The sequence below is a fragment of the Pseudomonas sp. PLB05 genome (assembly GCF_021106615.1).
Classification (GTDB): Bacteria; Pseudomonadota; Gammaproteobacteria; order Pseudomonadales; family Pseudomonadaceae; genus Chryseomonas; species Chryseomonas benzopyrenica.
Genome location: NZ_JAJOHO010000001.1, coordinates 1,422,633 through 1,443,883 on the forward strand (window position 1 = coordinate 1,422,633; position 21,251 = coordinate 1,443,883).

The 21,251-nt window shown below is 63.6% G+C and carries 23 protein-coding genes, 3 tRNA genes and 1 rRNA gene; 14 read left to right on the top strand and 13 right to left on the bottom strand.

Translation table 11 applies throughout. The features are described 5' to 3' along the window. Nucleotides 1–63: 63 nt before the first annotated feature. Nucleotides 64–1,074 carry a bile acid:sodium symporter family protein gene (locus LRS53_RS06540; RefSeq protein WP_068384035.1) on the top strand — a complete coding sequence of 337 codons (1,011 nt, stop codon included), beginning with the start codon at nt 64–66 and terminating at the stop codon, nt 1,072–1,074. Between the two features lie 24 nt (nt 1,075–1,098). Here LRS53_RS06540 and gorA read toward each other — a convergent pair whose 3' ends face one another. Both gorA and galU read right to left on the bottom strand, forming a co-directional pair. Further along, entirely contained in the window at nt 1,099–2,472 is a 1,374-nt protein-coding gene (gorA, locus tag LRS53_RS06545) for a glutathione-disulfide reductase (protein WP_231355377.1), read from the bottom strand. Nucleotides 2,473–2,599: 127 nt separating this feature from the next. Further along, nucleotides 2,600–3,430: a UTP--glucose-1-phosphate uridylyltransferase GalU gene (galU, locus tag LRS53_RS06550; RefSeq protein WP_007161840.1), complete on the bottom strand. Its 831-nt coding sequence runs from the start codon at nt 3,428–3,430 to the stop codon at nt 2,600–2,602. 239 nt (nt 3,431–3,669) lie between these two features. Here galU and LRS53_RS06555 point away from each other — a divergent pair, with 239 nt between their 5' ends. Together LRS53_RS06555 and LRS53_RS06560 are read left to right on the top strand one after the other, a co-directional pair. Then, nucleotides 3,670–4,152, top strand: coding sequence for a hypothetical protein (locus tag LRS53_RS06555; RefSeq protein WP_231355378.1), 483 nt, complete (start codon nt 3,670–3,672; stop codon nt 4,150–4,152). Nucleotides 4,153–4,301: 149 nt separating this feature from the next. After that, nucleotides 4,302–4,676 (top strand): hypothetical protein, encoded by a 375-nt coding sequence (locus LRS53_RS06560; protein ID WP_064308804.1) that lies wholly within the window; start codon nt 4,302–4,304, stop codon nt 4,674–4,676. On the opposite strand, the gene LRS53_RS06565 is transcribed toward LRS53_RS06560, so the two are convergent. The 3 genes from LRS53_RS06565 to LRS53_RS06575 all read right to left on the bottom strand — a co-directional run bounded on the left by LRS53_RS06565 (nt 4,642) and on the right by LRS53_RS06575 (nt 6,913). After that, on the bottom strand, nt 4,642–4,998 hold the full coding sequence (locus LRS53_RS06565) for an antibiotic biosynthesis monooxygenase family protein (protein WP_231355379.1): 357 nt from the start codon (nt 4,996–4,998) through the stop codon (nt 4,642–4,644). The genes LRS53_RS06560 and LRS53_RS06565 overlap by 35 nt on opposite strands. After that, nucleotides 4,995–5,699, bottom strand: coding sequence for a glutamine amidotransferase-related protein (locus LRS53_RS06570; RefSeq protein WP_231355380.1), 705 nt, complete (start codon nt 5,697–5,699; stop codon nt 4,995–4,997). The genes LRS53_RS06565 and LRS53_RS06570 overlap by 4 nt, the downstream gene beginning before the upstream one ends. Before the next feature lie 176 nt (nt 5,700–5,875). Continuing rightward, nucleotides 5,876–6,913 (bottom strand): NADP(H)-dependent aldo-keto reductase, encoded by a 1,038-nt coding sequence (locus LRS53_RS06575; RefSeq protein WP_231355381.1) that lies wholly within the window; start codon nt 6,911–6,913, stop codon nt 5,876–5,878. A 193-nt stretch (nt 6,914–7,106) separates the two neighbouring features. On the opposite strand from LRS53_RS06575, the gene LRS53_RS06580 reads away from it, so the two are divergent. From LRS53_RS06580 to tcyN, 5 genes are all read left to right on the top strand, one after another. Further along, a complete protein-coding gene (locus tag LRS53_RS06580; protein WP_231355382.1) occupies nt 7,107–7,760 on the top strand; it encodes a 7-cyano-7-deazaguanine/7-aminomethyl-7-deazaguanine transporter in 654 nt (217 codons plus the stop codon). Between the two features lie 68 nt (nt 7,761–7,828). Next, entirely contained in the window at nt 7,829–8,821 is a 993-nt protein-coding gene (locus LRS53_RS06585; protein ID WP_231355383.1) for a D-cysteine desulfhydrase, read from the top strand. Between the two features lie 112 nt (nt 8,822–8,933). Continuing rightward, the gene (tcyJ, locus tag LRS53_RS06590) at nt 8,934–9,731 is read left to right on the top strand and encodes a cystine ABC transporter substrate-binding protein (RefSeq protein WP_017639973.1); all 798 of its coding nucleotides are present in this window, start codon (nt 8,934–8,936) and stop codon (nt 9,729–9,731) included. Continuing rightward, complete coding sequence (gene tcyL, locus LRS53_RS06595) at nt 9,728–10,402, top strand: cystine ABC transporter permease (protein ID WP_017639974.1); 675 nt, start codon at nt 9,728–9,730, stop codon at nt 10,400–10,402. The genes tcyJ and tcyL overlap by 4 nt, the downstream gene beginning before the upstream one ends. Further along, complete coding sequence (gene tcyN / locus LRS53_RS06600; protein ID WP_064308811.1) at nt 10,399–11,163, top strand: L-cystine ABC transporter ATP-binding protein TcyN; 765 nt, start codon at nt 10,399–10,401, stop codon at nt 11,161–11,163. Before tcyL ends, tcyN begins: the two co-directional genes overlap by 4 nt. On the opposite strand, the gene epsC is transcribed toward tcyN, so the two are convergent. Continuing rightward, the gene (epsC, locus tag LRS53_RS06605) at nt 11,154–12,098 is read right to left on the bottom strand and encodes a serine O-acetyltransferase EpsC (RefSeq protein WP_017639976.1); all 945 of its coding nucleotides are present in this window, start codon (nt 12,096–12,098) and stop codon (nt 11,154–11,156) included. The two genes, tcyN and epsC, sit on opposite strands and share 10 nt — an antisense overlap. Nucleotides 12,099–12,214: 116 nt before the next feature. Between epsC and sseA the strand changes: the two genes are divergently transcribed. The 6 genes from sseA (at nt 12,215) to LRS53_RS06635 (ending at nt 16,920) form a co-directional block, all read left to right on the top strand. After that, the gene (gene sseA, locus LRS53_RS06610) at nt 12,215–13,066 is read left to right on the top strand and encodes a 3-mercaptopyruvate sulfurtransferase (RefSeq protein ID WP_231355384.1); all 852 of its coding nucleotides are present in this window, start codon (nt 12,215–12,217) and stop codon (nt 13,064–13,066) included. 157 nt (nt 13,067–13,223) lie between these two features. Next, entirely contained in the window at nt 13,224–13,787 is a 564-nt protein-coding gene (gene ahpC, locus LRS53_RS06615) for an alkyl hydroperoxide reductase subunit C (protein ID WP_007161854.1), read from the top strand. Nucleotides 13,788–13,870: 83 nt separating this feature from the next. Then, the gene (gene ahpF, locus LRS53_RS06620) at nt 13,871–15,430 is read left to right on the top strand and encodes an alkyl hydroperoxide reductase subunit F (protein ID WP_231355385.1); all 1,560 of its coding nucleotides are present in this window, start codon (nt 13,871–13,873) and stop codon (nt 15,428–15,430) included. Nucleotides 15,431–15,643: 213 nt separating this feature from the next. Continuing rightward, nucleotides 15,644–16,309, top strand: coding sequence for a gamma-glutamylcyclotransferase (locus LRS53_RS06625; protein ID WP_017639979.1), 666 nt, complete (start codon nt 15,644–15,646; stop codon nt 16,307–16,309). Then, nucleotides 16,306–16,533: a TIGR02450 family Trp-rich protein gene (locus LRS53_RS06630; RefSeq protein WP_064308814.1), complete on the top strand. Its 228-nt coding sequence runs from the start codon at nt 16,306–16,308 to the stop codon at nt 16,531–16,533. Before LRS53_RS06625 ends, LRS53_RS06630 begins: the two co-directional genes overlap by 4 nt. A 126-nt stretch (nt 16,534–16,659) precedes the next feature. Continuing rightward, nucleotides 16,660–16,920: a hypothetical protein gene (locus tag LRS53_RS06635; RefSeq protein ID WP_007161858.1), complete on the top strand. Its 261-nt coding sequence runs from the start codon at nt 16,660–16,662 to the stop codon at nt 16,918–16,920. A 43-nt stretch (nt 16,921–16,963) separates the two neighbouring features. Here LRS53_RS06635 and LRS53_RS06640 read toward each other — a convergent pair. The 7 genes from LRS53_RS06640 to rrf form a co-directional block, all read right to left on the bottom strand. Continuing rightward, nucleotides 16,964–17,050, bottom strand: a tRNA-Leu gene (locus LRS53_RS06640). Nucleotides 17,051–17,157: 107 nt separating this feature from the next. Beyond that, nucleotides 17,158–17,231, bottom strand: a tRNA-Cys gene (locus LRS53_RS06645). 36 nt (nt 17,232–17,267) lie between these two features. Continuing rightward, nucleotides 17,268–17,343: transfer RNA gene (locus LRS53_RS06650), tRNA-Gly, on the bottom strand. A 61-nt stretch (nt 17,344–17,404) separates the two neighbouring features. Then, nucleotides 17,405–17,965, bottom strand: coding sequence for a CDP-diacylglycerol--glycerol-3-phosphate 3-phosphatidyltransferase (gene pgsA / locus LRS53_RS06655; protein WP_231355386.1), 561 nt, complete (start codon nt 17,963–17,965; stop codon nt 17,405–17,407). Between the two features lie 31 nt (nt 17,966–17,996). Beyond that, nucleotides 17,997–19,823, bottom strand: coding sequence for an excinuclease ABC subunit UvrC (gene uvrC / locus LRS53_RS06660; protein WP_026083722.1), 1,827 nt, complete (start codon nt 19,821–19,823; stop codon nt 17,997–17,999). Between the two features lies 1 nt (nt 19,824). Then, a complete protein-coding gene (gene gacA, locus LRS53_RS06665; RefSeq protein ID WP_064308816.1) occupies nt 19,825–20,469 on the bottom strand; it encodes a response regulator transcription factor GacA in 645 nt (214 codons plus the stop codon). 661 nt (nt 20,470–21,130) lie between these two features. Then, nucleotides 21,131–21,246, bottom strand: a 5S ribosomal RNA gene (gene rrf, locus LRS53_RS06670). Nucleotides 21,247–21,251 lie beyond the last annotated feature (5 nt).

Sequence of the window (21,251 nt, forward strand, 5' to 3'; positions counted from 1 at the left end):
GTTAGTCGGCTAGGTCAGGAGACGATAGCCTTGGGGCTATTCGCAGACAACCCGAGAGAGACCATGGCTCGTCCCCGCCTGATGCCCGATAACTTCACCCTAATGCTGGTCGCCACGGTGATTCTCGCCAGCGTGCTGCCCTGCCGGGGCCTCGCCGCCCAGATCGCCAACGTGGTGACCAACATCGCCATCGGCCTGCTGTTCTTCCTGCATGGCGCCAAGCTGTCGCGCCAGGCACTGGTGGCCGGCATCACCCATTGGCGGCTGCACCTGCTGGTGTTCGCCTTCACCTTCATCAGCTTTCCGCTGCTGGGCTGGGCGCTGCAGCCGCTGCTGGCGCCGCTGGTGACGCCCGAGCTCTATCTGGGCGTGCTGTTCATGTGCGCCCTGCCCGCCACGGTGCAGTCCTCCATCGCCTTCGTTTCCATGGCCCGCGGCAATGTCTCGGCGGCGGTCTGCAGCGCGTCGTTGTCCAGCCTGCTCGGTATCTTCCTCACGCCGCTGCTGGTCCGGCTGCTGCTTGACGCCCATGGCGGCTCGGATGGCCAGAGCACCCTGGATGCCATCGTCAAGATCTGCGTCCAGCTGCTGCTGCCCTTCGTCGCCGGCCAGCTGCTGCGCCCGGTGATCGGCCACTGGGTGGACCGCCACAAGGGCAAGCTCAAGTTCGTCGACCAGGGCTCCATCCTGCTGGTGGTCTATACCGCCTTCAGCGCGGCCGTAATCGAAGGCCTGTGGCGGGAGACCCCGATCCTGTCGCTGGTAGGCCTGGTGTTCATCTGCGCCACCCTGCTGACCCTGGTGCTGCTCGCCACCCGCTACAGCGCGCGGCTGCTGGGCATGAGCAAGGAAGACGAAATCACCGTGGTCTTCTGCGGTTCCAAGAAGAGCCTGGCCACGGGGGTGCCCATGGCCAAGGTGCTGTTCGCCGGCAGCACCATGGGGCCGGTGCTGCTGCCGATCATGCTGTTCCACCAGATCCAGCTGATGGTCTGCGCGGTGCTGGCCCAGCGCTACGCCAAGCGTGAGGCGGTAGCGCCTGTCACGCCCGTGGTAGCGCCGCTACCCAAGTGATGCGCGCGGTGGCGAGGCGCCCGATCAGCGCGCGTCGTCCTCGCGAACCGGTTTGCGCATGGTGACCCACTCTTCCGCGGCGGTGGGATGGATGCCCAGGGTGTCGTCGAAGCAGGCCTTGGTCGCCCCCGCCTTGAGGGCGATGGCCAGGCACTGGATCTGCTCGCCGGCGTCCGGCCCCACCATGTGGCAGCCCAGCACCTGATCGCTGTCGGCATCCACCACCAGCTTCATCAGGGTGCGCTCCTGGACATCGGTCAGGCTGAGCTTGGTCGGCCGGAAGCTGCTCTGGAAGATCTTCAGCCGATGGCCACGTTCGCGGGCCTCTTCCTCGCTCAGGCCGATGCTGGCCAGGTTGGGCAGGCTGAAGACCGCGCTGGCGATCAGGTCGTAGTTCAGCGGGCGATAGCTGTCGGGGCTGAACAGGTGTCGCGCCAGGGTCATGCCCTCGGCCAGCGCCACCGGGGTCAGTTGCACCCGGCCGATGACGTCGCCGATGGCGTAGATCGATGGCTCCGTGGTCTGGAAGGTCTCGCCGACCTCGATGAAGCCGCGATCGTCCAGGGCGACGCCGGTGTTTTCCAGGCCCAGGTCATCCAGCATCGGCCGGCGGCCAGTGGCATAGAAGACGCAATCGGCTTCCAGGAGGCGCCCGTCCTTGAGCGTCACCTGCAGGCTGCCATCGGCGGCCTTATCGATCCGCGCCACATCGGCGTTGAACTGCAGATCATGGCCACGTTTGAGCATCTCGTCGCGCAGGTGCTCGCGCACGCCCTGGTCGAAGCCGCGCAGGAACAGTTCGCGGCGATACAGCAGCGTGGTCTTGGCGCCCAGGCCCTGGAAGATCGAGGCGAATTCCACGGCGATGTAGCCACCGCCTACCACCACCACCCGCTTGGGCAGCTCCGGCAGGTAGAAGGCTTCGTTGGAGGTGATGGCATGCTCGCGACCGGGGAAATCCGGCACGTCCGGCCAGCCACCGGTGGCGATGAGGATGCGCTCGCAGCGATAGCGCCGGCCTTCCACCTCGACGGTGTGGGGGTCGAGGATGCGGGCATGGGCCTCCAGCAGGGTGACCCCGCTGTTGACCAGCAGGGCGCGGTAGATGCCGTTCAACCGGCGGATCTCGTGATCCTTGCTGGCGACCAGGGTATTCCAGTCGAAGGCCGGGACCTCGGCGTCCCAGCCATAGCCCCGGGCCTGACGGAATTCATCGCGAAAGGAAGCGCCGTAGATGAAGTATTTTTTGGGCATGCAGCCCACGTTCACACAGGTCCCGCCGAGGTAACGGCTTTCCGCTACCGCTACCCGGGCCCCGAAGTCGGCGGCGAAACGCGCCGCGCGCACTCCGCCCGAACCGGCGCCGATCACGAAGAGGTCGAAATCATAGGTCGTCATGGAGCTCTCTCTCTGCTGCTGCTGGCTCCAGCATAACGCAAGGCCACCCCAAGCAGCGGCACGGCTGGCCAACCGCCAGAAACGACGAGGCCACCCGCAGGTGGCCTCGTCCATCGCACAGGGCGTCTTACAGCGCCTTGTACAGATTCTCGAAGCAGAAGTTGGTGGCTTCCACGAAACCTTCCGCGCTACCGCAATCGAAACGCTGGCCCTTGAATTTGTAGGCCAGTACGCAACCATCCTGGGCCTGCTTCATCAGGGCGTCGGTGATCTGGATCTCGCCACCCTTGCCCGGCTCGGTCTGTTCGATCAGGTCGAAGATGTCCGGGGTCAGGATGTAGCGGCCGATGATCGCCAGGTTGGACGGCGCATCTTCCGGCTTGGGCTTCTCGACCATGTTGTTCACCCGGTAGATGTCGTCACGGATCATCTCGCCGGCGATCACACCGTACTTGTTGGTCTCGTTGGCCGGGACTTCCTGGATGGCCACGATGGAGCAGCGGAACTGGTTGTACAGCTTGACCATCTGCTTGAGGACGCTGTCGCCTTCCAGGTTCAGGCAGAGGTCGTCCGCCAGGACCACGGCGAAGGGCTCGTCACCGATCAGCGGGCGGCCGGTCAGGATGGCATGACCCAGGCCCTTCATTTCCACCTGGCGGGTGTAGGAGAAGGTGCAGTTGTCGATCAGCTTGCGAATGCCGACCAGGTACTTTTCCTTGTCGGTGTTCTTGATCTGGCTTTCCAGCTCGTAGCTGATGTCGAAATGGTCTTCCAGCGAGCGCTTGCCACGACCGGTGACGATCCCGATCTGATGCAGGCCCGCCTCCAGAGCTTCCTCCACGGCGTACTGCACCAGCGGCTTGTTCACAATGGGCAGCATTTCCTTGGGCATGGCTTTGGTCGCAGGGAGAAAACGAGTGCCATAGCCGGCTGCCGGAAACAGACATTTGGTGATCATGGGAGTCCTTTGATCTGTACGTGAAGGCAAAACGAACGGCGGTCTATCCAGCCGCTTGTCGCATACAATGCCCGAAGCGCGCGACGCTGGAAATAGCCAGGCATGGGCGCTCTGTGGACGTGCGGATACGACTCCAGGATTGCCTTCCGGTTCTGCGCAAAGCTGCAAAGAACTGCTATCGTCCAAAGTTTGGAACCAGCGTCACGACTCCGCGGATAGATCTCGACATGAAGAAATGGATGCTCCCGTTGCTGTGTGTTTCCCTCGCCGGCTGCTCCCTGGGCGGTCACCACGAGGTAGCGGAAACGCGGCCGCTCAGCGCGGAACAGACCACCCTGCTGCGCCAGAACGACCTGTTGCAGGCCAAGCTGCTGGTATTGGGTGGCAGCGAAGAACAGCTCAAGCTCGCGGATGCCCTGCTCTTGCGCAACGGCGGGACCAGTGCCGATGGCGAGGTGGAGTTCTATCGCGCGGTGATCGCCATCAAGCAGGGCCCGCAGACCGATGATGTCCTGGAGTTGCTGAACGCCTCTGCCGATCATCGTTATCCGCTTGCCTATGCCCTGCTCTATCGCCTGTACACCGATCCCTTCCTGGTTCCTGAAGCGGATCCCATCCAGGCGCAGACCTACAAGAGCGCCTATGGCGAGCTGGCGGTGGCCAAGAGTGGCTATCCGTCCTTCGACAAGGCCGTGGAAGTCACCCGCCAGCTGGCGCCCTGAGCCGCCCCTCTAGCCGGCCGCTTTGCGGCCGTTCACAGTCTGGCACTGGCGAATGAGCAGCCGTTGACCTTTCCTTCATGTGAATGATGTCAATGGGCCGCACGACGGTAGCATCGAGCCTCTACCGTCCGCCGCCCAGAGCCATTCTCATGTCCTCGCTTGGCAAGCTGTCACCCGATATCGTTGCCGCCCGCACCGTGACGCAGCGGCTCGTCCTGCTGCTGATCGGGTTCTTCGCGCTGGCCATCCTGCTGACGCGGCTGCCGACCTTCATCAACGCCGCCAGTGGCGAGACCTGGCAGATCCGTGGCGGCCAGATTCCGCTGATGCAGTATCCCTCGATGCCGGAGCGCAGCGTGGTCGCCAATCGCCAACTGCTCGCCATGCTCGAACCAGGGGATCGCATCCTGGTCCTGGAAAGCGCGCCCTTCCGCCCCTGGAAGAAGGTCATGCTGATCGGCGAAGACAGTCGCATCGGCTGGATTCGCGTCACCCCGGCGCTGGGCGCGATCCGCCTGGAATGACGCCAGTCCCGGAGCGCGACGACAGCAACCGCAGGACCCGGGTGTCATGCCAGCGATACCAGCGTTCATGGCCCAACCGTTGCGCCTGGCGATGCTCCGGATGGGCACCCCAGGCCGCGACCGCGGCCTGGTCGGTCCAATAGGACAGGGTGATGCCCAAGCCATCGGCGCCGCGTACCGATTCCACCCAGAGAAAGCCCGGTTGCGCCTGCGCTAGCTCCAGCATGCGCGCCGCCATGCGCTCATAGGCCGGATCGTCGTCTGCCCGTTGCGAGACGAAGGCGATCACCACGCAATCGGGCGGTAGGTCCGGCCGGCTCATGGTTGTAGTCTCCGCGCTGCGACCACGGCCTCCAGCCAGGCGCGCACCGCGGCGGGCACCCGGCCGGTCAGCGCTTCACGCTCGGGCTGATAGAGGGTGCCGAAGTGGCAGGGCTGGGTGGCCAGCTCGAAGGCCACGGGCACCTCTTCCTCATCCCAGGCCAGTACCCGCCAGCCGGCGGGGAGCAAGGCCGGCAGGTACTCGGGATTTACGCCGAAGCGACAGTGATAGCTGGCCTGCGCCCGCAGACCGCCCTCGCCCTCCGCCAGGCGCGAACCGGGCTCCAGGCGGAGCTCATTGTGATACTCGATGCGGGCACAGCTCAGGGGCGCCAGCAGCGCTCGCGACGTCAGCGGATCCTCCTCGGCGTGGGCCGCATCCGTCCATCCCAACACGGCATGAGCGTACTCCAGCAGGGCGTACTGCAGCCCGCCACAGGTACCGAGAAAGGGAATCCGCCGTTCACGGGCGGTGCGGATGCTCGCCAGCACCCCGTCTCGATTGCGATAGGGACTACCCGGCACGCACCAGAGGCCATCGCACTCAGCCAGGGCGCCATCGGCCGCCACACTCGGCAGCCAGCGTGATCGCAACGTGATGCCCAATGTCCTGGCGGTCAGCGCCAGGGCCTGGGGGATGGCCTGATGAGCCACGATGGAAGCGTCCTGGTCACCCAGGAGCACGATTTCGTACGACGTCATGACGGACACCTGCAGGCGTGGAAGGTCCGACCGACTCTAGGGCGTGGGGGCCGCGATTTTAATAGGCGTCGCGGACAGCAGGCCTTGCGCCACTGCCCTGTTGGTCACCGTCCAGTCAGGCGAGCCAAAAAAAGCGCCCGGTACCGCTGCTGTACCGGGCGCCGGATACCGCGCGATCAGGGCGCCGGATTGGGCTGGTCGACGTGGATGGCTTCGATGGCGGCCAGGGTTTCCTGGTCCAATTCCACTTCACTGCTCGCCAGGTTGCTTTCCAGCTGAGCGAGAGAGGTGGCGCCGATGATGTTGCAGGTCACGAAGGGCCGGCTGGTGACGAAGGCCAGGGCCATCTGCGCCGGATCCAGACCGCGTTCCCGTGCCAGTTCGACATAGGCCTGGGCAGCCCTTTGCGCCTGGGGATTACTGTAGCGCTGGAAGCGTTCGAACAGGGTCAGCCGCGCCCCTTCTGGGCGCGCGCCCTGCAGGTACTTTCCCGCCAGCACGCCGAAGGCCAGCGGCGAATAGGCCAGCAAGCCCACCTGCTCGCGGATGGCCTGCTCCGCCAGTCCCACCTCGAAGCTGCGATTGAGCAGGTTGTAGGGATTCTGGATGGAAACCACCCGCGGCCAACCCCGGGTCTCGCTCAGGTGCAGGAATTGCTGGACGCCCCAGGGCGTCTCGTTGGACAACCCCACATGGCGGACCTTGCCCGCGCGCACCAGGCCGTCGAGGGCCTCCAGGGTCTCTTCGAGGGGCGTGAAGGCCGCCTCGCTGTGCTCGTAGCCCAGCTGACCGAAGTAGTTGGTGCGGCGATCCGGCCAGTGCAGCTGGTAGAGATCAAGATAGTCGGTGTTGAGCCTCTGGAGACTGGCCTCCAACGCCGCGGTGAGATTGGCCTTGGTAAAGGCCAGACCACCCTCGCGGATATAGTCCATGTCGCGCCCCGGACCGGCCGCCTTGCTGGCTAGTACCCAGTCGGCGCGATCGCCATGCCGACGGAAATAGTTGCCGATGATGGTCTCGGTGCGGGTATAGGTCTCGGCACGTGGCGGCACCGGATACATCTCCGCCGTGTCGATGAAGTTGACCCCGGCGGCCTTGGCGGCGCGCAGCTGTTCGAAGGCCTCGGCCTCGGTGTTCTGCTCACCCCAGGTCATGGTGCCCAGCGCGATGGCGCTAACCTTGAGATCGGTACGACCCAGCGATCGAAAGTGCATCAGGAAGCTCTCTGTCGGTGCGGAAGTCGTACAAGTTAGCAGGAGGCTGCCCGCTCTGCCCATCGCGCCGATGAGCCTTTCGATCGGGCGCCGACCACCGCACCCTCGCCAGGTGCGCCGTGAATCCGTAGAATGCCGCCCCGCCTCAGCGCCCTGGGTTCCCTCACCCCAGGTAACCAAAAAAGGACTGCCCATGTCTGCCTTGCTTGCCACCCCACAGCGTGCCCTGGTGGCCGCGCTCGTCGCTTTCCATATCCTCATCATCATCGCCAGCAACTACCTGGTGCAGTTGCCGCTGCAGCTGTTCGGCTGGCACACCACCTGGGGCGCCTTCAGCTTTCCCTTCATCTTTCTCGCCACCGACCTCACCGTCCGAGTGATGGGCAAGGCGCCTGCCCGCCAGGTCATCGCCCGGGTCATGCTCCCAGCGCTGGTGGTTTCCTACGCGGTCTCGGTGCTGTTCCAGGACGGCAGCTTCCAGGGCTGGGCGGCGCTGGCCGCGGTCAATGTCTTCGTCCTGCGCATCTCCCTGGCCAGCTTTTGCGCCTATGTGCTCGGCCAGCTGCTCGACATCCAGGTGTTCGACCGGCTGCGGCGTTCGCGCCACTGGTGGCTGGCACCCACGGTCTCGACCCTGTTCGGCAACGCCCTCGATACTCTGGCCTTCTTTTCCATCGCCTTCTGGCACAGCGACAATCCCTTCATGGCCAGCCACTGGCCGGAGATCGCTCTGGTGGACTACGGCGTCAAGCTGACGGTCAGCCTGCTGCTCTTCGTACCCCTCTACGGCGTGCTGCTGCGCTCGTTGGTGCCCCAGGCCTGGGCGCGTCGTCCGGACCTCGCCTGAGGCCAGGATTGCTGGCGGGCGGGGCTTGGCCCTAGAGTGATGCCCTCTTCACTGCCCAGGGTCCTGCCATGCTCGCCACTGCCCTCGCCCGCTTTCCGCGCCTGACGCTGCAACCCTCGGCGACCCCGCTGGAGGTCCTGCCGCGGCTCTCGGCGGAGCTGGGCCGACTGGTCTACTGCAAGCGCGACGACACTACCAGCCTGGCCCTGGGCGGCAACAAGGTGCGCAAGCTGGAATACCTGGTCGCCGAGGCGCTGGCCGCCGGCGCCGACACCCTGGTGACCGCCGGGGCCATCCAGTCCAATCATGTCCGTCAGACCGCTGCCGTCGCCGCGCAACAGGGCCTGGCCTGCGTTGCCCTGCTGGAAAATCCCATCGCCACTGCGGATCGCGGCTACCTGCATGGCGGCAATCGCCTGCTGCTGGAACTGTTCGGTGCCGAGATCAGGTCGATCGCCGCACTCGATGACCCGATCCGCCAGCTGGAGGCCGAAGCCGCGCGCCTGCGCCAGCAAGGACGCAAGCCCTGGGTGATTCCCATTGGCGGCTCCAGCGCCCTGGGCGCCCTCGGCTATGTGCGTGCGGGTTTGGAACTGGACGCTCAGTTGGACGCCCTGGACCTGCAACCCGCGGCCATCATCTTGGCCTCCGGCAGTGCCGGCACCCAGGCCGGCCTGGATCTGGCCTTGCACCATTTGCGCCCCGACCTGCCGGTGATCGGCGTCACCGTCTCCCGTACCCAGGCCGACCAGTTGCCCAAGGTCACCCTGCTGCGCCAGCAATTGGCCGAGCTGCTGGGCGTCGCGCTGCCCCAGGATCCGCCGCAGCTGCGCGACGGCTACTTCGGGCCCCGCTATGGCGAACCCAATGCCGGCACGCTGGCGGCCATCCGTCGACTGGGCCGGCTGGAAGGCCTGGTGCTCGACCCGGTCTACACTGGCAAGGCCATGGCGGGCCTGCTGGACCTGGTGGCGAGCGGCGCCCTGCCACCCGGCCCGCTGGTCTTCCTGCACACCGGCGGCGCGCCGGGCACCTTCGCCTATGGCGACTGGTTGGCGTGATCGGCTAGCCAACGAACTGGACGATGGCATAACGTCAGCAGTTCTCGGACTTGGGATGTCAGATCAGACACCCCCATAGTGGCGCACCCTCACAACCTCAAGGATTTCCTTCATGCGCAAGCCTCTCCCCCAGCGTCTGCTCCGTAGCGCCGCCCTGCTGTTGGCCCTGGGCCTGGCCCACCAGGCCACCGCCCAGGCGGAAGACCTCCTGCAGACCGTCAAGCAGCGCGGCGAACTCGTCGTCGGCCTGGAAGGCACCTACCCACCCTTCAGCTTCCAGAACGAACAGGGCCAACTGACCGGGTTCGAAGTGGACTTCGCCAAGGCCCTGGCCAAGGAACTGGGCGTCGATGCCAAGATTCAGCCCGGCAAGTGGGATGGCCTGCTGGCCGCCCTGGAATCCCGTCGTCTGGACGTGGTGATCAACCAGGTCACCATCAGCGACGAGCGCAAGAAGAAATACGATTTCTCCACCCCCTACACCGTCTCCGGCATCCAGGCCCTGGTGCGCAAGGACGACGTCGACAGCATCAAGACCGCCGCCGATCTTGCTGGCAAGAAGGTCGGTGTCGGCCTGGGAACCAACTACGAGCAATGGCTGCGCCAGAACGTACCCAAGGCGGACGTGCGCACCTACGAAGACGATCCCACCAAGTACCAGGACCTGCGCGTCGGCCGCATCGACGCCATCCTCGTCGACCGCCTGGCCGCCCTGGAATTGCTGTCCAAGACCAAGGATCGTCTGGCCCTGGCCGGCGAACCTTTCAGCCGCCAGGAGTCGGGCATCGCCGAACGCAAGGGTGATCCGGAATTCCATGCCGCGGTCGACCAGGCCATCGCCAAGTTGCGCGCCGACGGCACCCTGGCCAAGATCTCCGAGAAGTGGTTCAAGGCCGACGTCACCCAATGAGCGACACGCTACAGCTCCTGCTCGATTCGCTGCCCTTCCTCCTGAAGGGCGCGATCTGGACCGTGGTCCTCAGCCTCGGCGGCATGTTCTTCGGCCTGTTGCTGGGCTTCGGCCTGGCCCTTCTGCGCCGTTCGCACAGTCTGCCGCTGCGCAGCCTGGCGCGGCTGTACATCTCGTTCTTCCGGGGTACGCCGCTGCTGGTGCAGCTGTTCGTCATCTACTACGGCCTGCCTGAGCTGGGTCTGCAGCTCGATCCGCTGCCGGCGGCGCTGATCGGCTTCTCGCTGAACATGGCCGCCTACACCGCGGAAATCATCCGCTCGGCCATCGGCGCCATCGACCGCGGCCAGTGGGAAGCCGCCGCCAGCATCGGCATGACGCCCTTGCAGACCCTGAGGCGGGCCATCCTGCCCCAGGCCCTGCGCATCGCCCTGCCGCCGCTAGGCAACAGCTTCATCTCGCTGGTGAAGGACACCTCGCTAGCCGCCACCATCCAGGTGCCTGAGCTGTTCCGCCAGGCCCAGCTGATCACTGCCCGCACCTTCGAGATCTTCAGTCTCTACCTGGCGGCAGCGCTGCTCTACTGGGTGCTGGCCAGCCTGCTGTCGACCCTGCAGAACCGCCTGGAGCGGCACTACGGACGCCACATCAACGAACGAGGCCCGTCATGATCGAGGTGCAGGGGCTGTCCAAGTCCTTTCAACAGCAGACCGTGCTCCAGGCCATCGACCTCCAGGTGGCTCAAGGCGAGGTGGTGGCCATCATCGGTCCCAGCGGTTCGGGCAAGACGACCCTGCTGCGCTGCCTGAATCTGCTGGAGACCCCGGAGGCCGGCAGCATCCGCCTGGGCGACCTGCGCATCGATGCCAACCGGCCACTCAAAGCCCAGCAGGGCAGCATTCGTACGTTGCGCCAGCGCATGGGCTTCGTCTTCCAGAACTTCAATCTGTTTCCCCATCGCACCGCGCTGGAGAACGTGATCGAGGGTCCCCTCATCGTCCAGGGCGAGCCGCGCGATACCGCCCTCGTCCGCGGTCGCGAGCTGCTGGCAAAGGTTGGGTTGGCTGACAAGGTCGACAGCTATCCAGGGCAGCTATCAGGTGGTCAGCAGCAGCGGGTCGCCATCGCCCGGGCGCTGGCCATGCGCCCTCAGGCCATCCTCTTTGACGAACCCACCTCGGCGCTGGATCCCGAACGGGTCGGCGAGGTGCTGGAGACCATCCGCGGGCTGGCCCAGGAGGGTCGCACCCTGCTCATCGTCACCCACGAGATGGCCTTCGCCCGCGACGTCGCCCACCGGGTGCTGTTCATGGACGGTGGACGCATCGTCGAGCAGGGCCCGGCGGCCGAGTTGTTCAATCACCCACGCGAGGAACGAACCCGGCGCTTTCTCGCCAAGTTCGCTCGTGACAACGCCGCCGACTACTCCTGAGCCAGCCCGGCGCAGCCCTGCAGGCTGGCCTGGCTAACGTTGCTGTTGGCCGGCACGCCATGGGTCAACCAGACGTTGCCGCCGATGGTCGAGCCCTGGCCGATGGTGATGCGCCCGAGGATGGTCGCCCCGGCATAGATCACCACGTCGTCCTCGACGATGGGATGGCGCGGGTGGCCCTTCTTGAGGTTGCCCTCGGCATCGGCCGGGAAACGCTTGGCGCCCAGGGTCACCGCCTGGTAGATGCGCACCCGGTCGCCGATGATGCAGGTCTCGCCGATCACCACGCCCGTGCCATGGTCGATGAAGAAGCCTTCGCCGATCTGGGCGCCCGGGTGGATGTCGATCCCGGTCGCCGAATGCGCCCGCTCACTGACCATGCGCGCCAGCAACGGCAAACCGCTGCGATAGAAGTGATGGGCGATGCGGTGATGGATCATCGCATGGATGCCCGGATAGCAGAGCAGCACCTCGTCCACGCTGCGCGCCGCGGGATCGCCCTGGTAGGCGGCGATCACGTCGGTATCCAGCAGACGGCGCAGGTCCGGCAACGCCAGGGCGAAGGCCTGCACCAGCCGGCGCGCCTCGTCGGCGCGATTGACGCCATTCTCGCCACGCTGCTTGGCGAAATAGTCCAGCTCCAGCTTCGCCTGGATCATCAACGCATTGAGCGCGCGCTCCAGCTCGAAGCCGACATAGAAGTCCTCGCTTTCCTGGCGCAACTGATCCGGACCGAGGCGCAGCGGAAAGAGCGCACCGCTCAGGGATTCGATCACGCTGGCCATGACGCTGCGCGACGGCAATTCGCGGCCGCTGAATTCGCGGAAGCGTCCATGGGTCTCGCGCCATTGGCTGCGCGCCTCATGCAGTTCACCGACGATCCGTCCTAATTGCCAGTCATTGCCGCCCGTGGATTGCCCGTTAAGTTCGCTCATAAGTCATCTATCCAGTTGCCAGGCTGACGAGGATAAAGTATCCGCTGATCCCTGACAGCCCACGTCGCGCCAGGCGCGCTAAGCTGTCGCCTTTTGTTCATCAAGGAACGCCGCCCATGATCGCCTCCCCGCTGGTCACCGCCACCTGGCTGCAGGAGCAACTCGGTCGCCCGGATCTGCTGATCCTCGATGCCAGTCTCTACCTGCCCAACGAACCCCAGATCGCCGACGAAACCTATCGACAGCAGCACATCCCGGGTGCCCTGCGCTTCGATATCGAACACTTCTCCGATCCGGACACCCCGCTGCCGCACATGGTCCCCAGCGCGGGTCGTTTCGCCCGCCTCGCGGGCGAATTGGGCGTCACCCCCGAGACGACCCTGGTGGTCTACGACCAGAAGGGCCTTTTTTCCGCTGCCCGGGCTTGGTGGCTGTTCCGCCTGTTCGGCCACGACCAGGTGATGGTGCTCGATGGCGGCCTGCCACTCTGGCGGGAACAGGGCCTGCCGCTGGAGACCGGTGAAAACCAGCCCAGCCCGCAGCCGCCCTACCCGGTCATCTTCAACAATCGCCTGCTGTGTGGCCTGGGCGATGTGCAGACCGCGCTCAGCCTGGGCCAGACCCAGGTCCTCGATGCCCGCGGCGCCAAGCGCTTCACTGGCGAAACCCCCGAACCACGCCCAGGCGTGGCCTCTGGTCATATGCCCGGCAGCCAGAATCTGCCCTACGACAGCCTGCTGACCGCGGCCGGTACCCTGCTGCCACCCCAGGAGCTGCGCCAGCGCTTCCAGGCACTGGGCATCGACGGCCTGCATCCGGTGATCACCAGCTGCGGCAGTGGCGTCACCGCCGCAGTACTGCTGCTCGCCCTCAGCGTCGCCGGCCTGCCGGATGGTCGACTCTACGACGGCTCCTGGAGCGAATGGGGTCAGCATCCGGCTACGACCAAGGCGCTGGGCTCGGCCTGAGGCAGGCTAAGTCACTGATTTCACTCAATACCTGTAATATCCGATAGAGACGCCCAATCGTTGGCATCGCCTTTAACAATGAGGTGAATCGTCAAAATGCGATTAGTATGCGTCCTATCGATTTCAACCCTGACTTAAACCCATCAAGGAGTCATCAATGTCTCTGATCAACACCGAAGTGAAGCCTTTCACCGCGACCGCCTACCACAACGGCAAATTCGTCCAGGTGACCGAGGCCGATCTGAAGGGCAAGTGGTCCGCCATCGTCTTCTACCCGGCCGACTTCACCTTCGTGTGCCCCACCGAACTGGAAGACCTTGCTGACCTGTACCCCGAGTTCCAGAAGCTGGGCGTCGAGATCTACGGCGTGTCCTGCGACACCCATTTCGCGCACAAGGCCTGGCACGACACCTCGGAAGCCATCAAGAAGGTGAACTACCCGCTGGTAGGCGATCCCACCGCTCGCCTGGCACGCAACTTCGAAGTCCTGATCGAAGAAGAAGGCCTGGCCCTGCGTGGCACCTTCCTGATCAACCCGGAAGGCCAGATCAAGCTGTGCGAAATCCACGACAACGGCATCGGCCGTGACGCCAGCGAACTGCTGCGCAAGGTCCGCGCTGCCCAGTACGTCGCCAACCACCCGGGCGAAGTCTGCCCCGCCAAGTGGAAAGAAGGCGAAGCGACCCTGACCCCCTCGCTGGACCTGGTCGGCAAGATCTAACGCCCGCCTGATCTAGCCCGAGCGCCCGGGCGCCTTGCCCGCGCGCTCTTTTTTTGCCCATTTTTTACGGAAGCCACGTCGCCATGTTGGACGCCAATCTGAAAGCCCAGCTCAAGACCTACCTCGAACGCGTCACGCGCCCCATCGAGATCGTCGCGTCCCTCGACGATGGCGCGAAGTCCCGTGAAATGCACAGCCTGCTGCAGGACATCGCCAGCCTGTCCGATCAGGTCAGCCTCAGCACCGACGGCAGCGATGCGCGTCGTCCCTCCTTCGCCCTGCTGACCCCTGGTCAGAACATCGACCTGCGCTTCGCCGGTCTGCCCATGGGCCACGAATTCACTTCCCTGGTCCTGGCCCTGCTGCAGGTGGGCGGTCATCCCTCCAAGGCCAGCCAGGACGTCATCGAGCAGGTCAAGGCCCTCGACGGCGACTACCAGTTCGAAACCTATTTCTCCCTCTCCTGCCAGAACTGCCCGGACGTGGTGCAGGCCCTGAACCTCATGGCCGTGCTCAATCCCCGGGTCAAGCACGTCGCCGTCGACGGCGCCCTGTTCCAGGACGAGGTCGAGCGTCGCCAGATCATGGCCGTGCCCAGCGTCTACCTGAACGGCGAACCCTTCGGCCAGGGCCGCATGGGCCTGGAAGAGATCGTCGCCAAGCTCGACACCGGCGCCGCCGCCCGCTCCGCCGACAAGCTCAATGCCAAGGACGCCTTCGATGTCCTGGTCATCGGAGGTGGCCCAGCCGGTGCCGCAGCCGCCGTCTATGCCGCACGCAAGGGCATTCGTACCGGCGTCGCCGCCGAGCGTTTCGGCGGTCAGGTATTGGACACTCTGGCTATCGAGAACTTCATCTCCATCAAGGAGACCGAAGGTCCGAAACTGGCCATGGCCCTGGAAGAGCACGTCAAGCAGTACGAAGTCGACATCATGAACCTGCAGCGCGCCGAGCAGCTGATCCCGGCCCACGAAGCCGGCGGCCTGCACGAGGTTCGCTTCACCGATGGCGGCTCGCTCAAGGCCAAGACGCTGATCCTTGCCACCGGTGCCCGTTGGCGCGAAATGAACGTCCCGGGCGAGCAGGAATACCGCAACCGCGGCGTGGCCTACTGCCCGCACTGCGACGGCCCCCTGTTCAAGGGCAAGCGCGTCGCCGTGATCGGTGGCGGCAACTCGGGTGTCGAGGCCGCCATCGACCTCGCCGGCATCGTCGCCCAGGTGACCCTGATCGAGTACGACGGTCAGCTGCGTGCCGACGCCGTGCTGCAGCGCAAGCTGTTCAGCCTGCCCAACGTGACCGTCATCACCAGCGCCCTCACCAGCGAAGTCAAGGGTGACGGGCAGAAGGTCAACGGCCTGGTCTACAAGGATCGCAACTCCAGCGAGTTCCATCACATCGAGCTGGAAGGCGTCTTCGTGCAGATCGGTCTGGTGCCCAACACCGATTGGCTCAAGGGCACCGTCGAGCTGTCGCCGCGTGGCGAGATCGAAGTCGACGCCCGTTGCCAGACCTCCCTGCCCGGCGTCTTCGCCGCAGGCGACGTCACCACCGTGCCCTACAAGCAGATCGTCATTGCTTTGGGCGAAGGCGCCAAGGCTTCTCTGGCCGCCTTCGATCACCTGATCCGCACCAGCGTCTGATTGGTCTCGTGCTCTTTTCTCAGCCCGGCAACCGCCGGGCTTTTTTTCGTCTGGCGCTTTTCCGGTGCGCCCTGGCATGTTTCTCGCTGCGACCTAACCAGGCGTCATAAAGATGGGCACGAACGGTCTAGGAGTTCTTCCCGGACTTTCGTTAGGATCTTAGTGCCAGGTTCCTAGACCTGGCAGCTCCAGCGGTTGAGGACCAGGCGACATATGCACAGACAGATTTCTTCCAGCACCCATGATTCCTATCCCCCCAAGCTGGCGCCCGCCACCCCGCTCACCCATCCTGAACTCGTAGCCTCTCTGGAGGCCACCCTGGCCCAACGCCAACCCGGCCCGGTGTGGCTGTTCGCCTACGGCTCGCTGATCTGGCGCCCAGAGTGTCCCGCCGTCGCCGTGCGCCGGGCTCGGGTACATGGCTATCACCGCGGCCTCTATCTCTGGTCCCAGCTACACCGCGGCACCCCCGAGCAGCCCGGCCTGGTACTGGGCCTGGATCGCGGCGGCTCCTGCTCGGGCTTCGCCTACCAGCTGCCCGATGATCAGCTGGACGATCATCTGCTGGCGCTCTGGAAACGGGAGATGCCAGATGGCTCCTACCGCCCCCGCTGGCTGCAATGTCACCTGGAAGACGGCAGCAAGGTCCAGGCGCTCGGCTTCGTGCTCAAACGCAATCTCCCCTGCTATGCCGGCAGCCTCTCCGATGACATCCTCAATCGCGTCCTGACCGAAGCCTGCGGCCATTTCGGCACCACCCTGGAGTACGTCGAGCGCACCATCACGGCGCTCAGGGCCCACGCCATGCCCGATCGCAACCTCGAAGCCTTGCTGCAGCGTTATCGCAGCGCCCCTCTGCTGGAGGCCATGCAGGGATGAGGCAACGTCAGATCAACCCCAACAAGCTGCTGCTCAGCAAATGGACGGCTGTCCAGCCGCGGGAACGGCAAAAGCACTTCATCGTCACCCGCGTCCACACCCCGGACGTCGAGACCGACCCCATCTCGCAGATAGATATACAAGCCGTTCTCACTCGCCGCACCTGGACGCTGGACTGGCACGAGCTGCAGGATGCAGAATGCTGGCTGCAAGGCTGGCAATGAAAATCCGAAAGCAGCGCCGGGATTTTGCGACTAGCATCGCGATATGACGGCACTTTTCTACAAAGGTGAAACCCTGTAGCAGCCAATGCTGTCACAGTGCCACCTTTGAACAGGAAGCTTTTCCGGATGACCCTCTATGTCGAACTCGCCAGTGCCTTCAACACCCTGAAAGGCGGATTCGAGCCGTTGCGCTGCGTGATCTCCACGCGCGATCAGCGTGCCTACGATGTCGAGGTCTTTTCCCGCAGCGGTCAGTCGGTACTCAACCGCCCCATCGCCCGCACCGAATTGCTCGACGCCGCCATGCTCGAGGCTTTCATTCTCGACAGCCGCTCCCGCATCGAACGCGATGCGGATGAAACACCCTACTGGACGATTCCCTCCTAAACGAAAAAAGGCCACTCATGCGTGAGTGGCCTTTTTCTTTGGATGGTGCCCGAGGCCGGAATCGAACCGGCACGACCGTTAAGTCGAGGGATTTTAAGTCCCTTGTGTCTACCAGTTTCACCACTCGGGCATAGCCGGACTCAGCAATTTCCGAGTCCGCAGAACCTGATCCAGTATTCACACATCCCTGGATGATGAAAAGCCCCGTAGACCTGAGATCTACGGGGCTTTCAATAGTGGAGGCCGAGGTCGGAATCGAACCGGCGTACACGGATTTGCAATCCGCTGCATGACCACTCTGCCACCCGGCCTCAAACCTGAATGTCTTGCGACACTCATGTAAAACATGGAGCGGGAAACGAGACTCGAACTCGCGACCCCGACCTTGGCAAGGTCGTGCTCTACCAACTGAGCTATTCCCGCTTGGTGACGGGCGCCATTCTATCTGAGCTACCCTTCATGTCAAGCCATTGATTCAAAAAACTTATTTCTTTTTCTCGGCGCTCATCAGGTGCGGCCAGGCCGCCATCAGATAGGTGCACATGGACCACAGGGTCAAGGCCGCCGCGACGATGAGCAAGGCATAACCGCTGATCACCCAAAAGGTCATCTGCGGCGGATTGGCCAGCAGAATCACCAGGGCCAGCATCTGCGCCGCCGTCTTCCACTTGCCCAGATTGGATACCGCGACCTGGGCACGCGCACCCAGCTCGGCCATCCACTCACGCAGTGCCGACACCACGATCTCGCGACCGACGATGATGACGGCAGGCAACGTCAACCAGGCGTTGGCGTGCTCCTGCACCAGCAGCACGAGCGCCACGGCGACGATGAGCTTGTCCGCCACCGGATCCAGGAAGGCGCCGAAGGGCGTGCTCTGCCCCAGGCGACGGGCCAGGTAACCATCCAGCCAGTCGGTCGCACAGGCGATGGCGAAGACGGCACTGGCGATCCAGTAACTCCAATGGACTGGCAGGTAGAACAGGATGACGAAGAGCGGAATGAGGAAGACGCGCAGTACGGTAAGCAGATTTGGAATATTCATTGGCGCGGCTATTGGTGAACGTGAGGCGATTCTACTCGCTGTGCAAGGCCGCATAAATCTGCTCGGCCAGCTTTTTGCTAATGCTCGGCGCTTTGGCGATCTCCTCGATACTGGCGCGCTGCAATTCACGCAGTCCGCCGAAGTGCTTCAAGAGCTCCTGGCGGCGCTTGGGTCCGATGCCGGCGACCTCCTCCAACGAGGACGTCCTGCGTGCCTTGCCGCGACGTGCGCGGTGTCCGGTGATCGCGAAACGGTGCGCCTCATCGCGAATCTGCTGAATGAGATGCAGCGCAGGGGAATGAGCCGGCAGGGTGAATTCGTTGGAAGGGTCGTCCAGGTACAGCACTTCGAGCCCCGGCTTGCGGGTAACGCCCTTGGCGACCCCCAGCAGAACCAGGTCCGGTACAGCGAGCTCCCTGAGCACCTCGCGGGCCATGGCCAACTGGCCCTTGCCGCCATCCACCAGCAGGATGTCGGGCAACTTGCCCTCACCGGCCTTCAGCCGACTGAAGCGCCGCGTCAGCGCCTGATGCATGGCCGCATAGTCGTCACCGGCCGTCACACCTTCGATGTTGTAGCGACGATAGTCCGACTTGAGCGGCCCTTCCGGTCCGAAGACCACGCAGGACGCCACCGTCGCTTCGCCGCTGGAATGACTGATGTCGAAACACTCCAGCCGTTGCGGAGGTTCTGGCAGATCCAGTGCCTGCACCAGGGCATCGAAACGCACCCCCATGTGCTGACGATTGGCGAGACGCGTATTCAAGGCCTGCTCCGCATTGGTCACCGCCAACTGCTGCCAGCGTGCCCGGGTACCCCGGACGCGATGGGCAATGACCAATTGGCGCTTGTGAACCTCGGCAAAGGCGTCGATCAGGGTGGCGAAGTCCTCATGGACGGAGTTCACGATGATCTCGTCCGGCAGGTCCCGCTCCAGGTAGGCGAGGTAGTACTGTTCCAGGAAGGCGGCCAGCACTTCGCTGGAGTCTTCCTCGATCCCCACCTCCGGAAAGAAATTCTTGCTGCCCAGTACCCGCCCGCCGCGAACACTGACCAGATGCACACAGGCCCCACCCGGGTTGACCAGGGCGGCTATGACATCGACATCCCCAGTCCCACCCTCGATGCTCTGCTGATCCTGCACCCGTCTGACCAGGGCCACCTGATCACGCAACTCCGCTGCTCGCTCGAACTGCAAGTTGATCGAGGCGGTTTCCATCTTGGCTTGCAGCTCTTCGGCCAGGGCATTGCTGCGGCCTTCGAGAAACATGGCCGAATGGCGAACGTCCTCGCCATACTCCTGCTCGCTGACCAGCGCGACACAGGGGCCCTTGCATCTCTTGATCTGATACTGCAGGCAGGGACGCGTCCGATTGCGGAAGTAGTTGTCGTCACACTGCCGTACCTGAAAGGCTTTCTGCAGCAGATTGAGGCTTTCGCGAATGGCACCGGCGCTGGGATAGGGTCCGAAATAACGCCCCTTCCCTCTCTTCTCGCCACGATGAATGGTCAGCCGAGGATACTGATCCTCGGTGGAGAGATAGACATAGGGGTAGGACTTATCATCCCTCAACAGGATGTTGTAGGGCGGGCGCCACTGCTTGATGAGGTTTTGTTCCAGCAGGAGCGCTTCGGTCTCGTTGCCGGTGATGGTGATCTCGATCTGGGCGATCTTGGACACCATGGACGCCGTTTTCGGCGCTAAACCAGTCTTCCTGAAGTAGCTCGAAAGACGGTTCTTGAGATTCTTGGCCTTGCCTACATAGAGAAGCTTACCGCCCCCATCGAACATCCGGTAGACACCCGGACGTCCACTGCAACCGGATAGAAAGGCCGCAGCATCGAAAGATTGACTCATATCAACTCGTTGCATCTACCATGCCGTGGCGAACAGCCAACATGGCCAATTCGACATCGCTGGTAATCGATAATTTCTCGAAGATCCGATAGCGGTAGGTGTTGACGGTCTTGGGCGACAGGCAGAGCTTGTCAGAGATCACCTGGACCTTCTGGCAGCCGGCAATCATCAAGGCGATCTGGATCTCGCGCTCGGACAGCTGATCGAACGGCGAGGCCTCTGCCTTGGACTGAAAAGGCTTCAGGGCGAGCTGTTGAGCGATCTGCGCACTGATGTAACGCCGCCCGGCGAAAGCTTGCTTGATGGCGGTGATCATCTCTTCGATATCCGCCCCCTTGGTCAGATACCCTGCCGCGCCGGCCTGCAGCAGCCGGGTCGGGAAGGGATCTTCTTCACAGGCGGTCACGACCACTACCTTCAGATCGGAGCGACTGCGCAGCAGCTTGCGAGTGGCTTCCAGCCCGCCGATACCAGGCATCCGGACATCCATCAAGACGACATCCGGCTCCAGCTCGCGAGCCAGCTTTAGTGCATTTTCGCCACTGTCGGCCTGGCCGACGACCTGAATTCCTGCCACATCCGCCAACATCCTCACGATGCCGGTACGAACAAGATCATGATCGTCGACAACCAGCACCTTGATCAAAATCGAATCCCCTTCGCTTGCGCTTTCATCGCTTGCGTCACCTAAACAACAGTCCGCGGATCCCAACGTTCAAGGGATAGGATCCTGGGCTACGCTATAAATTTGATTGGTCAGGCAAAGAAAAAAGGGTACGACGCTGCGCACCCCTTGCCTACCGGCCTTAGGCCACTGGGCATTGTATACCGGAAAAACACATGAGATTGAAGCAGATCCAGAATCATTACAGATTAGAGTATCGACAGTCCTACCAGTGGTACGACGAAGCCTGCCTATCGCGATGCGCTCTATCTGCTTCGGCAGCGCCCTGGCAGCAGCAACGTGATCGCGGCCATAGCTAGGTGGTCTGCGGCCTGTTGGGCTTCGCTGCGCTCAGCACCAACCTACGCTGGTCTCTTGCCGCGCTTCAAACGACAGCCCGACGTAGCCGGGCTGTCGGTGCTCTTACAGACCTCAAGCCGCACCTTGGCTGTCAGGTAGCCCTCAAGCACCCAGCCACACCGCTCCTGGTCCCCTCTCCCCTCGGGAGAGGGCTAGCACCTAGGCTACCGGCCTGCGCTACTCCCCCATCCGCCCAAACGCCTTAGCGTGCGGCCAAACTTTTCCCGCTCCAAAGACAACACCCCCGTCAGAGTGATCTGAGCGGGGGTGCTGGGTGTTAGGCGCTTGACGATGACCTACTCTCACATGGGGAAACCCCACACTACCATCGGCGATGCATCGTTTCACTTCTGAGTTCGGGAAGGGATCAGGTGGTTCCAATGCTCTATGTTCGTCAAGCAATT

What these genes read in the sequence shown, in the direction of transcription:
- LRS53_RS06540 (WP_068384035.1), top strand. Translation starts at nt 64, where the DNA reads ATGGCTCGTCCCCGCCTGATGCCCGATAACTTCACCCTAATGCTGGTC.
- gorA (WP_231355377.1), bottom strand. Translation starts at nt 2,472, where the DNA reads ATGACGACCTATGATTTCGACCTCTTCGTGATCGGCGCCGGTTCGGGC.
- galU (WP_007161840.1), bottom strand. Translation starts at nt 3,430, where the DNA reads ATGATCACCAAATGTCTGTTTCCGGCAGCCGGCTATGGCACTCGTTTT.
- LRS53_RS06555 (WP_231355378.1), top strand. Translation starts at nt 3,670, where the DNA reads ATGCTCCCGTTGCTGTGTGTTTCCCTCGCCGGCTGCTCCCTGGGCGGT.
- LRS53_RS06560 (WP_064308804.1), top strand. Translation starts at nt 4,302, where the DNA reads ATGTCCTCGCTTGGCAAGCTGTCACCCGATATCGTTGCCGCCCGCACC.
- LRS53_RS06565 (WP_231355379.1), bottom strand. Translation starts at nt 4,998, where the DNA reads ATGAGCCGGCCGGACCTACCGCCCGATTGCGTGGTGATCGCCTTCGTC.
- LRS53_RS06570 (WP_231355380.1), bottom strand. Translation starts at nt 5,699, where the DNA reads ATGACGTCGTACGAAATCGTGCTCCTGGGTGACCAGGACGCTTCCATC.
- LRS53_RS06575 (WP_231355381.1), bottom strand. Translation starts at nt 6,913, where the DNA reads ATGCACTTTCGATCGCTGGGTCGTACCGATCTCAAGGTTAGCGCCATC.
- LRS53_RS06580 (WP_231355382.1), top strand. Translation starts at nt 7,107, where the DNA reads ATGTCTGCCTTGCTTGCCACCCCACAGCGTGCCCTGGTGGCCGCGCTC.
- LRS53_RS06585 (WP_231355383.1), top strand. Translation starts at nt 7,829, where the DNA reads ATGCTCGCCACTGCCCTCGCCCGCTTTCCGCGCCTGACGCTGCAACCC.
- tcyJ (WP_017639973.1), top strand. Translation starts at nt 8,934, where the DNA reads ATGCGCAAGCCTCTCCCCCAGCGTCTGCTCCGTAGCGCCGCCCTGCTG.
- tcyL (WP_017639974.1), top strand. Translation starts at nt 9,728, where the DNA reads ATGAGCGACACGCTACAGCTCCTGCTCGATTCGCTGCCCTTCCTCCTG.
- tcyN (WP_064308811.1), top strand. Translation starts at nt 10,399, where the DNA reads ATGATCGAGGTGCAGGGGCTGTCCAAGTCCTTTCAACAGCAGACCGTG.
- epsC (WP_017639976.1), bottom strand. Translation starts at nt 12,098, where the DNA reads ATGAGCGAACTTAACGGGCAATCCACGGGCGGCAATGACTGGCAATTA.
- sseA (WP_231355384.1), top strand. Translation starts at nt 12,215, where the DNA reads ATGATCGCCTCCCCGCTGGTCACCGCCACCTGGCTGCAGGAGCAACTC.
- ahpC (WP_007161854.1), top strand. Translation starts at nt 13,224, where the DNA reads ATGTCTCTGATCAACACCGAAGTGAAGCCTTTCACCGCGACCGCCTAC.
- ahpF (WP_231355385.1), top strand. Translation starts at nt 13,871, where the DNA reads ATGTTGGACGCCAATCTGAAAGCCCAGCTCAAGACCTACCTCGAACGC.
- LRS53_RS06625 (WP_017639979.1), top strand. Translation starts at nt 15,644, where the DNA reads ATGCACAGACAGATTTCTTCCAGCACCCATGATTCCTATCCCCCCAAG.
- LRS53_RS06630 (WP_064308814.1), top strand. Translation starts at nt 16,306, where the DNA reads ATGAGGCAACGTCAGATCAACCCCAACAAGCTGCTGCTCAGCAAATGG.
- LRS53_RS06635 (WP_007161858.1), top strand. Translation starts at nt 16,660, where the DNA reads ATGACCCTCTATGTCGAACTCGCCAGTGCCTTCAACACCCTGAAAGGC.
- pgsA (WP_231355386.1), bottom strand. Translation starts at nt 17,965, where the DNA reads ATGAATATTCCAAATCTGCTTACCGTACTGCGCGTCTTCCTCATTCCG.
- uvrC (WP_026083722.1), bottom strand. Translation starts at nt 19,823, where the DNA reads ATGAGTCAATCTTTCGATGCTGCGGCCTTTCTATCCGGTTGCAGTGGA.